Genomic DNA, 13,138 nt, shown 5'->3' on the forward strand with positions numbered 1-13,138 from the left:
ATCTTCACGGTGAAGCAAAAATATAAAATCTTTTAAGTTTTAATACTTTAACTTATTATTTGTTTGAAAGTTCTTTTAGGATGTGATTTTTCACATCCAGCTTCCTTTTGTAAGCTCCCAGTTTTCTGTAAAGGATTGTTTCAAAATCCTGTTCATGTGAATAGAACTTTTCGGCATTTTCTTTTACCGTTTCCAGTTCTTTTTCGTCCCTTCCGATCAAATCCTTCATGATACTGGCTTTGATCTGTTTTTGTTCCTGATCGCTCAGCTCATTAAAGTTGTCGTATTTAGACCTTGCAAGCTTGTGGAGGAACGATTTCTCAAAAACCACATCAGTAAAGAAGACGAAAGAGCGTGAATATTGTTGTGCCTCTCTGGGTTTTTTGGGAGGAAGCGTTTTCCATTCGGACTGCATTCTTTTGGCTTTTGAAAGCTTTTCAGGGGTAATGGGGCCTTGAGAGATGGACCGCATTTCTTCAGCCAGCTGTTCGACCTTTTTGACCACCTCAAAAGGACGGAGTCTTGGGGCGCGGGGTTTGTAGCCCTGTCCCTGTCCCTGTCCCTGTCCTTGACTCTGCACTGTTCTTTTAAATCGGCTAAATATCCGGTTGTTAAGTTTAGAGAATTCGTCCCAGAGTGGCTGCCTTCTCTCGGCAGGAACTTTTCCGGATTCTTTCCACTGTTTTTGGATCTTTTTACTGATTTCAAAAGCCATTTTGGCATCTGACATATTAAAAGCTTTCCTGGCCTTTACCACCAACGCTTCGTATACCTTGATGTTTTCGTCGGCCTGCAGGGCCAATCCTTCGAAATAGTTTTTCCGGTTGGTGAAAAAAGCGTCGACAGTTTCCTGAAAAGTGGTTTCAATCTCGTCCTTTAACTCAGGGGCAACAGGTCCGGTTTTGATCCATCGAAGCTTGAGGTCTTTGAATTTTTCAGAAGTTTCCTTCCAGTCCGTATTGTCTTTGAGGCTTTCAGCTTCGAGAATCAGTCCTTGCTTGATTTCAAGGTTACGTTCTCTGTTTGCCTTAATGATTTCGTTTAGGTACTCTTCCTGTTGGTTGAGTTCTTCTATTAGTGGAACAAAGTCGCCCAAGGCATCATATTGCATCAAAGATTCCCTTAGGTGGATGAGTTTCATGAGGAAAGATCCTTTGTTCTGGTTCTCTTCGATGTCCTTCTTGAGGTCGGCAACCTTTTTTTGAGCCAGTTCAAACCTTTCTTCAAAATACTTGATGGTGGAAGCTTCACTTTCCTTTACCTCTCCAATTATTCTGTCTTCCTGATTCAAAAAACCCTTTAAATAAACTTTGTTGTCCTTAATGTATCCATATGGATGCTCCATCTCGATCTAGTTGGTGGTTAGTCGGCTAATTCTTGTTTTCTGCAAATTAATTAATTAAGATGCATTTATCCTAAGAAAGGCGATTATTTGCCATATTTGTTCTTCAAAATAAAAAACAATAGGGAACTACAAAAATATGAGTGACGAGAAAATTATATTTTCAATGGCAGGGGTCTCCAAAATTTATCCCCCGCAAAAGAGAGTGTTGAAAGATATTTATTTATCTTTTTTTTATGGTGCAAAAATTGGTGTTTTAGGGCTCAATGGTTCTGGTAAAAGTTCCTTGCTGAAAATCATCGCCGGAATAGAAAAAGAGTTTCAAGGGGAAGTGGTCTGGTCACCAGGCTATTCCGTTGGCATGCTGGAGCAGGAGCCGCAGCTGGATCCTGAGAAGACCGTGAAGGAAGTAGTGGAAGAAGCAGTGGCGGAGACCGTTGGATTGTTGAAGGAATTTGAGGAGATCAATGAGCAATTTATGGATCCTGCTTTGATGGAGGATCCCGATGCAATGAACAAGCTGATCGAGCGTCAGGGTGAAGTGCAGGAAAAGCTGGATGCGGCCGATGCCTGGGAGTTGGATGTGATGCTGGACAAAGCCATGGATGCATTGCGATTGCCGCCAAGCGATGCGGTTGTAGGGAATCTGTCCGGAGGGGAAAAAAGAAGGGTAGCCCTCTGCCGTTTATTGTTGCAAGAACCTGATGTGTTGCTACTGGATGAACCTACCAACCACTTGGATGCGGAATCGGTACTTTGGCTGGAGCACCATTTGCAGCAGTACAAAGGGACCGTTATCGCCGTGACCCACGACCGGTATTTCCTGGATAATGTGGCCGGATGGATTTTGGAACTGGACAGGGGGGAAGGTATACCTTGGAAAGGTAACTACAGCAGTTGGCTGGATCAAAAGCAGAAGCGTTTGGCTCAGGAGGAAAAGACCGAGTCCAAACGACAGAAGACCCTCGAAAGGGAATTGGAGTGGATCAGGATGACGCCAAAAGCCAAGCAGGCCAAAGGTAAGGCCCGTTTGAATGCTTATGAAAAGCTGGTTGGGGAAGATGCCAAGGAGCGTGAAGCGAAACTGGAACTTTATATTCCTCCCGGGCCACGATTGGGAGCCAAGGTGATTGAGGTCAATGGGGTGTCCAAATCTTACGGGGATAAACTGTTGTTTGAAGACTTGAGTTTTGCATTGCCGCAGGGAGGTATCGTAGGGGTGATAGGTCCGAATGGTGCGGGTAAGTCCACGTTGTTCAAGCTGATCACGGGGAATGAAACACCTGATAGTGGAAGTTTTGAAGTAGGGGAAACGGTTCAGCTGGCCTATGTGGACCAGGAGCATGATAAGCTGGATGCCCAGAAGTCCGTATATCAGACCATTTCAGAAGGGAATGAAAATATCAAGCTGGGCAATAAAGAGATGAATGCCCGGGCCTATGTGAGCAAGTTTAATTTTTCAGGATCCGATCAGGAAAAGAAAGTAGGAGTGCTTTCTGGAGGGGAAAGAAACCGGGTACACCTGGCCCTGACCTTGAAGGAAAACGGTAACCTGCTGCTGTTGGATGAGCCTACCAATGATCTGGATGTAAATACTTTGCGGTCTTTGGAAGAGGCCTTGGAGAATTTTGGAGGCTGTGCGGTAGTGATTTCGCACGACAGGTGGTTCCTGGACAGGATTTGTACGCATATTCTGGCTTTTGAGGGAGAGTCCCAGGTGTATTGGTTTGAGGGGAACTTCTCGGATTATGAGGAAAATAAGAAAAAGCGATTAGGGGATGTGACACCTAAAAGGATTAAGTATAAAAAGTTGAAATAAAGTCAGTGTTGAAAGTTTGCGCTACATTAAAAATGCCCAATCTTCTTTTGTATGGGTAAGGAGGGAGAATAAATTTTTCCTACCTTTGGCGGAAATTTTATACGTGCATTATTGGAGTAGATATGATCAGACAGATTTTGCTTGCCCCTGGAGCTGATGAGTTGAATTATGAGATTCGGGGTATCGTAAAGAAGGCAAAAGTGATTGAGAGTTTGGGCTATGAGATCACTTGGGAAAATATAGGGGACCCTATTCAAAAGAACAACACTATTCCTGCCTGGATGAAGGAAATTGTGATGGAGTTGGTCAGTGATGACAAGACCTACGGTTATGCCGATTCCAAGGGGATGTTGAAAACCCGGGAATATTTGGCCGGACTGAATAATAAAAGGAATGGTGTGCAGATAAGCGCGGATGATATCCTGTTCTTCAATGGACTAGGGGATGCTATCGCCAAACTTTATCAGTTTTTGATTCCTACGGCAAGGATAATAGGGCCTTCGCCGGCCTATTCTACCCATAGTTCTGCAGAGGCGGCGCATGCCAATACCTTTCCGATTACCTATAAACTTGATCCGGACAATAACTGGTATCCTGATATGGATGACCTTTATAATAAGGTCAAGTATAACCCGAACATTGTTGGGCTGTTGATTATCAATCCTGATAACCCTACCGGTATGGTGTATCCCCGGGAGGTGTTGGAGAAGTTTGTTTCCATTGCCAGGGAATTTAACCTACTATTAATAGCGGATGAGATCTATCAAAACATTACCTATAATGGTTATGATGCGATCTCGCTTTCCGAGGTGATAGGGGATTTGCCAGGGATTTCCCTAAAAGGGATTTCCAAAGAGTTCCCCTGGCCTGGTAGCAGGTGCGGTTGGATGGAGTTTTACAATAAGGATGCTTCTACGGAATTTAACAAGCTGTGCACAACCTTGGAAAATGCCAAGATGATCGAAGTCTGCTCCACGATGTTGCCTCAGCTGGCCATTCCTAAAGTGATGAGCCATCCAGAATATGCTTCCTACAGAAAAAAGGCCAACGAGCAGATTGGGCGAAGAAGCAAGATCATGGAAGAAGTGCTTTCCGGTGTGCCCGGTATCAAGTTCAATAAGACCAAAGGAGCTTTTTACAATACCATTGTTTTTGATGAAAAGATGCTCAATAGTAGGCAATATCTTCCGGTGGAGGATGTGCGGGTAAAAGGGTATCTTGCGCAGTGGCTAAACGAGGATGAGATGCCACATGACAAACGGTTTGTCTATAACTTGTTAGCTTCAGAGGGGATATGTGTGGTACCGGTAAGTTCTTTCTGTTCTAACCTTCGTGGTTTCAGGGTGACCTTGCTGGAAGAGAATGAGGAGAAATTCAGGGATACCTTTACCCGGATCGCTAACAGCATCCGCTCTTATTTAAAGTCGGCATAATAAGGAATATCATTTGATCAATAAAGCTGCTTTTCACCCGGTGTGGAGAGCAGCTTTTTTAATGTTCATGGGTTCTTGATTTTTTGAGGCGGGGCTCATCGGAAGGGGGAAGTGGTTCTTCGAAGGGTTTTTTATGATGAACCAGTTCCCTCAGGTCAGGTTGTCCGGCATCGACCCATGCAGTGAACCAAAAGTTGGCAATCATGATTATGGAATTTTTCATCTGCCTTTCTATCTGACCGGAAAGCATCTTATTGTATTCCTCTGTGAATTTTTTTGAATAGACCCTGGTATTGATGTTTCCCCGTTGCTCAAAACTGTATTTTTTGTCCTTGCCCATTTTGCGGCTAAGGATTCTTTCAAAGGTCAGTACACTGTCCAATGCTTGATGGGCTTGTATTACGGCGTCCCAGGCTGCCAACTGTGTGTTTTTGATGTATGTCGCCTGGCCCACAAACAAATCAAAATCGTCTGAAAGCAGTTCCGGAATACGGCTTTCCCAAAATCCATGAATGCCCTCTTGCCCTGTGAGCTGGCCGTTATAATTCTCCGTTGTGTGCAGGGGGACATTGATGTCCCCAATATAATGTCCCAGATCTGCCGAAAGTCTTAGGATGGCTTCGGCATTTTTTTCTTGAAAAGCTTTGGTGAGTTGCACTTTGACAAAATGTACGTTCCATGGAGCGATACCATATTTTCTAAGGCTGTCCTCGCTGAATTTTGCCACTGCATCATCCCAATAGCGGGGGAGTTGATAGACTGCGCTGTCTCCAAAAATATCCGCATCAATGTAGTGCTTCTCGGCCTCTCCTTCAGTAGCGTATCTTCTTTTGTCGGGATTGACCGCGTTTTCGGTGATGAAGTTGATGTTTTCTTTGTAGAAACCGATCATTTCGGTAGGTAATGAAAAGACGGCTAGGCGATTGATTTTTTTATGCGCATAGAATCCCCATGTGGCAAAGCTTTGAAAATCAATGAAAAATAGCAAGCAAAAAAATAGGTAAGGCTTCATGATTAAATTTAATATTTAAAATCAAAAAAAACGAAGATTAAATTGTTTACATTTGCGGTTAAATCAGGTGGGTGCAAATGATGGAGCTTCGCGCTTTTCAAACTTTCTGATGTATAGTTTGTTAATCCTTTTGTGATTAAAAATAAATCAGTTAACTTTGCACTCCTATTTAAGGGAAGTAGAGAAATAAAGAAATTTAAGTAAAAATAAGATATGGCAAATCACAAATCAGCTCTAAAGAGAATTCGTGCAAACGAAGCCAAGCGTTTGAGAAACAGATATCAAGCGAAAACTACAAGGACTTTTATCAAGAGATTGAGACATACTACTGATAAAGCTGAGGCGCAGGAGCTATTGAAAAAAGTTTCTTCTATGATTGATAAGCTTGCTAAGAAGAATATCATTCATAAAAACAATGCGGCCAACAAAAAGTCTAGCTTGACTAAATTTGTAAACTCTCTAGCATAAGCTAGCCGTATAAAGAGGATATAAGAGCCTTACTGCTGAGCAGTAAGGCTTTTTTTATTCTTGATTTTTTAATATTTTTCTAAGGTAATGTTTTTGGTTTTGGCGTTTTTTTAATCAGTTTTTTTATGGAAGATTATCAATCGATTAAGATTTCGGCTTTGGCTGAAGAGGACCGCCCTCGGGAAAAGTTGCTCTTAAAAGGGAGGGCAGTGCTTTCAGATGCTGAACTTATTGCCATCCTGATTGGCTCGGGTACTAAATCTATGAGTGCGGTGGACCTTTCCAAGCATATTTTGTCCAGTGTCGATTATAGTTTGTCAGATTTGGCCAGGCTCTCGGTGAAGGATCTACAGAAGTTTAAGGGGATTGGAGAGGCCAAGGCGATAGCTATCGTGAGTGCCCTGGAGCTGGGGCGTCGGAGGAAAATGGCCGATGCTCCCAAACGGGCAAGGATTACTTCCTCCAAAGCGGTATATGAGCTCATGAGGCCGGAGTTAATGGATGAGTCCGTGGAGCATTTTTACGCTGTTTTGCTGAACAGGGCGAATTACGTTTTAAAAAAACAGGCCATTAGCAAAGGAGGGATGAGTGGTACAGTGGCCGACCCCAAGCTGATCTTTAAGTGCGCATTAGAGCAAAATGCATCGGCTATAATAGTGGTGCACAACCATCCCTCGGGCAACAGGCGTCCCTCAAAAGCCGATGAACAATTGACCAGAAGGTTGGTAAGTCTTGGAAAGGAACTGGAGTTACCGGTAATAGATCATGTGATTTTCACAGATCTTGGCTATTTTAGCTTCGCCGATGAAGCAATGTTATAAAAAGAAATGAAACAAAATCAGTTATTAATTGGTATAGTGGGACTTGTCGCCCTGATAGCCGTGTTTTATATGTTTTTTGGCAGTGGAAACACTGAAGATTATAAGGAGGAGATCAGTGCTGAGCGGGAGAGACAGTACAAATTTTTAAGGTTTAATGATGACTCGCCCTTGACGGCGGCTCAAAAGGGTGCTTTTGATTCATTGGATTGTTTTCCCATAGATGATAAATACAAGGTTAGGGCCAGGTTAGTGCCTTTACAAAACCAGCAGGTACTGGAGATTCCCATGACCGACGGTTCCAAGGAGCGTTATTTGAAGCACAGCTATGCGGAGTTTGAGTTGGAGGGTAAGATGCAGCGTTTGCTGCTGCTACAATCGGTCAGTGAGGCTGATAAGAAGAATTTTTTTCTGCCGTTTGCTGATGAGACCAGCGGGGAAAGTACTTATGGAGGTGGCCGATATTTGAATTTGAGGCAAGATGGGATCAGCGGTATTACCATAGATTTTAATCTTGCTTTTAATCCATATTGCGCCTATAATCCTGATTTTGCATGCCCTATCCCTCCTAAGGAAAATATTTTGAACGTGCCGATTCTGGCCGGGGAGAAAAATTACAAGGAATAAGCTTTTTGCCATTGGCAATTATCTTAAATTTGCTCCTTAATTCGATAAAATCAGATAGGATACATGAAAGTAGCTATAAATAGATTAAAAGATTTTATACCATTTGAAGAAAGTACGGATAAAATCGCTGAGCTTCTCACACAATCCGGACTGGAGGTGGAGGGAGTTGAGCGCTTTGAATCCATCCCCGGTGGGCTGAAGGGAGTAGTGATCGGTGAGGTGCTGACCTGTGCCCCCCATCCTGATGCCGACCGTTTGAGTGTAACCACAGTGGATGTAGGGGCAGAAGTGGTGCCGATTGTCTGTGGTGCCCCCAATGTGGCCCAGGGACAGAAAGTGGTCGTGGCTACTTTGGGTACAGAGCTGACTACCAATGGAGGCGATTCTTTTACCATCAAGAAAGCAAAAATCAGAGGGGAAGTTTCCCAAGGCATGATCTGCGCAGAAGATGAATTGGGTTTGGGGACCAGCCATGATGGTATCCTGGTTTTGGATACCGACCTGCCCAACGGTACTGCTGCCAGCGAATTTTTCAATTTGGAGTCGGTGGATGTGCTTGAGATCGGGCTGACCCCTAACCGGGCTGATGCAGCTTCACATTTGGGAGTAGCGAGAGATCTTAAGGCTTTGTTGAAAAAAGACCTGGTGCTTCCTGATGTTTCCGGATTTAAAGTGGATAATAATTCACGTCCTGTAACTGTGGAGGTGGAGAGTGCTACAGACTGTCCCCGATATGCGGGCCTGAGCATTTCTGGCATTAAAGTAGGACCCTCTCCGGAATGGTTACAGAATTATCTGAAGGCACTGGATTTGGAGCCCATCAATAATGTGGTGGACATTACCAACTTCATTCTTCACGATTTGGGGCAGCCGCTGCACGCCTTTGACCTGGATCAGGTGGCCAATGATAAGATCATCGTAAAGAAGCTTGCCAAAGGTACTGAGTTTGTCACTTTGGATGAAAAAGTGCGGAAACTAAGTGGCGAGGAATTGATGATCTGTGATGAGCGCCATGGATTGTGTATCGCGGGGATCTTTGGGGGAAAAGGCTCAGGAGTCAGTGAGCAAACCAATTCGATTTTTCTGGAAAGTGCTTATTTCTCTCCTGATGTAGTGAGAAAGGGCAGTCAGGTGCATGGGCTGAAGACAGACGCTTCTTTCAGGTTTGAAAGGGGGACAGATCCCAATATGCCGGTTTTTGCTCTGAAAAGAGCGGCGATGCTCATTAAGGAGATTGCCGGTGGGGAGATTTCTTCGGAAATTGTGGATGTTTATCCCGAGCCTGTTGCGGACTTTGAAATTGAGGTGAAATTTGCGCATATCAATCGACTGATCGGCAAAGCAATCCCAAAGGACCAGGTAAAGGAAATTTTGGAAAGTTTGGAGATCGGTATTTCGGAGGAGAACGATGAAGGATTTAAGGCCATTGTGAAGCCTTACCGGGTGGATGTGACCAGAGAGGCGGACATCATTGAAGAAGTGCTCAGGATCTATGGTTTTGAAAATGTGTTGCTGTCGGATACCTATCAGGCAGGGTTTCTGGCTGAGCATCCGGCAAAGGACAGCAACAAACTCCAATACAGGGTCTCTGAGTTACTTTCAGGTATGGGCTTCTTTGAGATCATGACCAATTCATTGACCAAGCCGGTTTATGCCGAAAAGTCAGGCTTCCTGAAGTCAGAAGAGAACGTAGAGATTTACAACAAGCTAAGTGAGGATCTTGGCGTAATGAGGCAGGGACTTTTATTTACGGGCCTGGAGGTATTGGCGCACAATATCAACAGGAGGCAGAAAGACCTCAGGTTCTTTGAATTCGGGACGGCTTATTTTAAGGAGCAAGAAGGCTACAGGGAAGAAAAGCATTTATCGCTCTTTTTGACAGGCGATAAGGCTGCCGAGAGCTGGCTGGAGCCTTCCAAGCCAGTTAGTTTTCCGGATCTTTATTCTGTGGTGGAGAAGCTTTTCGACAAGCTGAATGTGTCGCTTCCCGAAGTGGAAATCATTCATGAGGCACCATTCGACTATGCGCTGAGGTTGAGCCTTGGTAAAAAAGAAATCGGAAAAGTAGGGCTGCTGTCCACAAAAATCACCAAATTAGCTGATGTCAAGCAAGAAGTGCTTTATGCAGAGATGAGGTGGGATTATTTGATGAAGAAAGCTTCCGGTTTGAAAAAGTACGGCGAAATCTCCAAGTTTCCGGAGGTACGGAGGGATCTTTCATTGGTGATTGATAAAGAGATATCATTTGCCACGGTAAGGAAAGTGGCAGAAAAAGCAGGAGGGAAGCTTTTAAAACACATCGGGGTATTTGACGTTTATCAGGGGGACAAGATTGAAGCAGGCAAGAAAGCTTATGCTTTGAGTTTTTATCTTCAGGATAACGAAAAGACCCTTACGGACAAAATTATCGACAAGTCGATGAGCAGACTGATGAAGTCATTTGAAACAGAGATTGGGGCTTTGATTAGAAAATGATAAAATGATCCACGAGGAACTCCAACAACTTCAGGCCGTAGCCAACAAGGTGACCAAAAAAATCGAGCAGCTGGAACTGGAAAACCAGTCTCTGCGCGATCAATTGGGAGGTTTGAGGCAGCAGATGGAAGAAAAGGAGGCCTCGCTGGAGGATTTTAAAAATCAAATTAAAATTAGTAAAATTGTAAACAACATACCGGTAGAAAATATAGCGTCTACTGAACTACGAAGCAGAATTGATAATTATATCAAAGATATCGATAAAATAATTACTTACCTGTCTGAATAATATGGATACACTTTCAATAAGGATAAAAATAGGAGATAGGGAGTACCCTATGAAAGTGAAGGCAGATGATGAGGCGAAAATCAGGCGGGCAGGTAAATTGATCAATGATAAATTAAAAAGATATAGAGAAGAATTTGGTTTGGATGATCGGCAGGATTTATTAGCCATGGTAGCTTTTGACTGCATGGTAGAGGCCTTGGAGGTAAATGAAGTGAATTCTGAGGACAGCGAGCAGATAGCTACGGCATTATCCCGTGTCAATAACCAATTGAAATCCATATTGTAATTATTATTCATCGTGCTCAGGACGATTTTTTTCGTGCCGGTAGGTCTTTTATTAACCTAAAATACCTATGGGAGAATCATTATACATTATCATTGCAGGCATAGCAGGCCTAGCAATCGGGGCAATTCTGGTAGGTTTCTTTTTAAAGAAAAACAATCAGAAAATAGAAGAAGAGGCCCAAGAGAAAGCCAAGAGTGTAATCCGGGAAGCAGAACTTACCGGAGAATCCATCAAAAAGGATAAAATCCTTGAGGCAAAGGAAAAGTACCTGAAATTAAAAGCGGACTTTGAAGATGAGGTGAATAAGAAAAAAAATATCCTTATCACCAATGAAGGAAAGCTGAAGCAAAGGGAGCAGATCCTTTCCAAGGAAATGGAACAGATCAAGCGCAAGGAGGCAGAGCTGGACAGCAAGAAGGAAAACCTCAATGCACAGCTCCATTCCGTACAAGTGAAAAAAGAAGAACTTGACAGGGTGACCAATCAGCGGATTGCCGATCTGGAGAAAGTGGCTTTGCTTACCAAGGAGGAAGCAAGGGACCAGCTGGTGGTGATGCTGAAGGACGAGGCGCATACCAAGGCTTCCTCGCACGTAAAGGATATTCTGGACCAAGCGAAACTTACCGCCACCAAACAGGCCAAAAAGATCGTTCTGGATACCATCCAAAGGACCGCTACCGAACATGCCATAGAGAACTGTGTGTCGATCTTTAATATCGAAAGTGATGATATCAAAGGGAAGATTATCGGACGTGAGGGTAGGAATATCAGGGCGCTGGAAGCAGCTACAGGTGTAGAGATTGTGGTGGACGATACTCCAGAAGCGATCATCATTTCGGGATTTGATCCGGTAAGAAGAGAGATTGCCAGGTTGTCACTGCACAGATTAGTACAGGATGGAAGGATCCACCCTGCCAGAATTGAGGAGGTTGTGGCCAAGACGGAGAAGAATATTGAGGAAGAAATCGTAGAGATCGGTGAAAGAACCTGTATTGATCTTGGCGTGCACGGCCTGCATCCTGAGTTGATCAGAATGGTGGGCCGTATGAGGTTCAGGTCTTCTTACGGACAAAACCTGCTTCAACACTCAAGGGAGGTAGCCAAGCTAAGTGCCACTATGGCTGCTGAAATGGGGCTAAATGCAAAGCTTGCCAAGCGTGCCGGCTTGCTTCATGATATTGGGAAGGTTTACCCTGAAGAAGCAGAACTTCCTCACGCTATCCTTGGTATGGAACTTGCCAAAAAGTACAAGGAGCATCCGGAAGTATGTAATGCCATCGGAGCGCACCACGATGAAATTGAGATGACTTCTATGATCTCTCCGATCATTCAGGCGTCGGATGCAATTTCCGGTTCCAGGCCAGGTGCAAGAAGGGAAATCATGGACAGCTATATCAAGCGTTTGAAGGATCTGGAAGATCTTGCCTTAAGCTTTGATGGAGTGAATAAATGTTTTGCTATGCAGGCAGGCCGTGAGCTGAGAGTATTGGTGGATGCTGAGAACGTGGATGACACCACTGCCGGCAAACTGTCTTTTGATATCTCGCAGAAGATCGAAAAAGAAATGCAATATCCTGGCCAAATAAAAGTGACCGTGATCAGGGAAATGAGAGCGGTGAATTACGCCAAATAAGGGGATTTAAAACTTCCATTGAGACCACAATCTTCATAAGAAGGTTGTGGTTTTTTTATGTTTGTGGGTGATTATCCAAGGATTAATGGTTCACGGATGCATTGAAAGGAATGGATTTATGCTTCAGCCTTGGTCCTTCTAGTTTCGGTATCCATTCCATTTTGTGTAACGTTATTTAGGGACGGGACATATGATCAAAAAAAAGCCTTCCGATTAATCGGAAGGCTTTATGCTGTAAATTGAAAAGGAGAGTACTATTAAATGTTTTCTAGTTCTCCGTTTTCAGCTTTTTCTACAAGTTCTTCATTTGCCGTAATGGCTACTTCTACCCTTCTGTTTTGGGCTCTTCCCGCTTCAGTGTCGTTGGTAGCTACTGGCATGCTTTCTCCCTGCCCCTCTGTGGCAAGACGTACATTAGAGATGCCTTGCATTTTCAGGTAGTTGGAGACAGAGTTGGCCCGTTTTTCAGAAAGGCTTTGGTTGTATTCGTCACTTCCCTTGCTGTCGGTATGGCCATAGATCATGATGTTGGTGTCAGGATAATCATTCAGGATTTTGGCCAGCTTCATGACGTTTTCCTGGGCCTGAGGGGTAAGTTGATAAGAGTCAAATCCAAACAGGATCCCGGAATCAAAGGTGATCTGAATGCCTTCGCCGACTCTTTCCACCTCCGCGTTTTCAAGCTCTTCCATTTCCTTTGCTTGTTTGTCCATGTACTTGCCTATTGCCGCGCCAGCCGCTCCACCAACTGCTGCCCCGATAACGGCACCTGCTGCGGTATTTCCTTTTTTGTTTCCGATTAGTCCTCCCAGGGCTCCCCCGGCTCCGGCTCCAATAGCTGCACCTTTTCCGGTATTGCTCCAATCAGCACAGCTAAAAAGAATAGATGCGCTTAACATAATTCCCATTAATGATTTTAACGTTCTCATGATTAAA

At 44.0% G+C, this 13,138-nt stretch carries 12 protein-coding genes; 9 read left to right on the forward strand and 3 right to left on the reverse strand.

Annotated features, from left to right (window positions below; translation table 11 throughout):
• Window positions 1-55 precede the first annotated feature (55 nt).
• The gene (locus tag ACYVAA_RS06700; RefSeq protein WP_460539785.1) at window positions 56-1,345 is read right to left on the reverse strand and encodes a DUF349 domain-containing protein; all 1,290 of its coding nucleotides are present in this window, start codon (window positions 1,343-1,345) and stop codon (window positions 56-58) included.
• A 136-nt stretch (window positions 1,346-1,481) separates the two neighbouring features.
• Here ACYVAA_RS06700 and ettA point away from each other — a divergent pair, with 136 nt between their 5' ends.
• Together ettA and ACYVAA_RS06710 are read left to right on the forward strand one after the other, a co-directional pair.
• Window positions 1,482-3,161 (forward strand): ABC transporter ATP-binding protein, encoded by a 1,680-nt coding sequence (ettA, locus tag ACYVAA_RS06705; RefSeq protein ID WP_460539788.1) that lies wholly within the window; start codon window positions 1,482-1,484, stop codon window positions 3,159-3,161.
• Between the two features lie 125 nt (window positions 3,162-3,286).
• A complete protein-coding gene (locus ACYVAA_RS06710) occupies window positions 3,287-4,594 on the forward strand; it encodes a pyridoxal phosphate-dependent aminotransferase (protein ID WP_460539879.1) in 1,308 nt (435 codons plus the stop codon).
• 58 nt (window positions 4,595-4,652) lie between these two features.
• Here ACYVAA_RS06710 and ACYVAA_RS06715 read toward each other — a convergent pair whose 3' ends face one another.
• Window positions 4,653-5,606 (reverse strand): zinc dependent phospholipase C family protein, encoded by a 954-nt coding sequence (locus ACYVAA_RS06715; RefSeq protein ID WP_460539790.1) that lies wholly within the window; start codon window positions 5,604-5,606, stop codon window positions 4,653-4,655.
• A gap of 213 nt (window positions 5,607-5,819) precedes the next feature.
• Between ACYVAA_RS06715 and rpsT the strand changes: the two genes are divergently transcribed.
• The 7 genes from rpsT to rny all read left to right on the forward strand — a co-directional run bounded on the left by rpsT (window position 5,820) and on the right by rny (window position 12,202).
• Window positions 5,820-6,074 (forward strand): 30S ribosomal protein S20, encoded by a 255-nt coding sequence (gene rpsT / locus ACYVAA_RS06720; RefSeq protein ID WP_460539792.1) that lies wholly within the window; start codon window positions 5,820-5,822, stop codon window positions 6,072-6,074.
• A gap of 125 nt (window positions 6,075-6,199) precedes the next feature.
• On the forward strand, window positions 6,200-6,895 hold the full coding sequence (gene radC, locus ACYVAA_RS06725; RefSeq protein ID WP_460539794.1) for a JAB domain-containing protein: 696 nt from the start codon (window positions 6,200-6,202) through the stop codon (window positions 6,893-6,895).
• Between the two features lie 6 nt (window positions 6,896-6,901).
• Window positions 6,902-7,519: a DUF1684 domain-containing protein gene (locus ACYVAA_RS06730; protein WP_460539796.1), complete on the forward strand. Its 618-nt coding sequence runs from the start codon at window positions 6,902-6,904 to the stop codon at window positions 7,517-7,519.
• 63 nt (window positions 7,520-7,582) lie between these two features.
• Window positions 7,583-9,994, forward strand: coding sequence for a phenylalanine--tRNA ligase subunit beta (gene pheT, locus ACYVAA_RS06735; RefSeq protein WP_460539797.1), 2,412 nt, complete (start codon window positions 7,583-7,585; stop codon window positions 9,992-9,994).
• Window positions 9,995-9,998: 4 nt separating this feature from the next.
• Window positions 9,999-10,283, forward strand: a complete 285-nt coding sequence (locus ACYVAA_RS06740; RefSeq protein ID WP_460539799.1) for a hypothetical protein — start codon at window positions 9,999-10,001, stop codon at window positions 10,281-10,283.
• Between the two features lies 1 nt (window position 10,284).
• Window positions 10,285-10,569, forward strand: coding sequence for a cell division protein ZapA (locus ACYVAA_RS06745; RefSeq protein WP_460539801.1), 285 nt, complete (start codon window positions 10,285-10,287; stop codon window positions 10,567-10,569).
• 67 nt (window positions 10,570-10,636) lie between these two features.
• Window positions 10,637-12,202, forward strand: a complete 1,566-nt coding sequence (gene rny / locus ACYVAA_RS06750; protein WP_460539803.1) for a ribonuclease Y — start codon at window positions 10,637-10,639, stop codon at window positions 12,200-12,202.
• A 257-nt stretch (window positions 12,203-12,459) separates the two neighbouring features.
• Here rny and ACYVAA_RS06755 read toward each other — a convergent pair whose 3' ends face one another.
• Window positions 12,460-13,131: an OmpA family protein gene (locus ACYVAA_RS06755; protein ID WP_460539805.1), complete on the reverse strand. Its 672-nt coding sequence runs from the start codon at window positions 13,129-13,131 to the stop codon at window positions 12,460-12,462.
• Between the last annotated feature and the right edge of the window lie 7 nt (window positions 13,132-13,138).

The sequence above is a fragment of the Echinicola sediminis genome, assembly GCF_054777495.1.

Bases quoted from the DNA above. Each gene is read 5' to 3' on its own strand.
- ACYVAA_RS06740 (WP_460539799.1), top strand. From the start codon at position 9,999: ATGATCCACGAGGAACTCCAACAACTTCAGGCCGTAGCCAACAAGGTG.
- ACYVAA_RS06755 (WP_460539805.1), bottom strand. From the start codon at position 13,131: ATGAGAACGTTAAAATCATTAATGGGAATTATGTTAAGCGCATCTATT.
- ACYVAA_RS06715 (WP_460539790.1), bottom strand. From the start codon at position 5,606: ATGAAGCCTTACCTATTTTTTTGCTTGCTATTTTTCATTGATTTTCAA.
- rny (WP_460539803.1), top strand. From the start codon at position 10,637: ATGGGAGAATCATTATACATTATCATTGCAGGCATAGCAGGCCTAGCA.
- ACYVAA_RS06745 (WP_460539801.1), top strand. From the start codon at position 10,285: ATGGATACACTTTCAATAAGGATAAAAATAGGAGATAGGGAGTACCCT.
- rpsT (WP_460539792.1), top strand. From the start codon at position 5,820: ATGGCAAATCACAAATCAGCTCTAAAGAGAATTCGTGCAAACGAAGCC.
- ACYVAA_RS06700 (WP_460539785.1), bottom strand. From the start codon at position 1,345: ATGGAGCATCCATATGGATACATTAAGGACAACAAAGTTTATTTAAAG.
- pheT (WP_460539797.1), top strand. From the start codon at position 7,583: ATGAAAGTAGCTATAAATAGATTAAAAGATTTTATACCATTTGAAGAA.
- radC (WP_460539794.1), top strand. From the start codon at position 6,200: ATGGAAGATTATCAATCGATTAAGATTTCGGCTTTGGCTGAAGAGGAC.
- ACYVAA_RS06730 (WP_460539796.1), top strand. From the start codon at position 6,902: ATGAAACAAAATCAGTTATTAATTGGTATAGTGGGACTTGTCGCCCTG.
- ettA (WP_460539788.1), top strand. From the start codon at position 1,482: ATGAGTGACGAGAAAATTATATTTTCAATGGCAGGGGTCTCCAAAATT.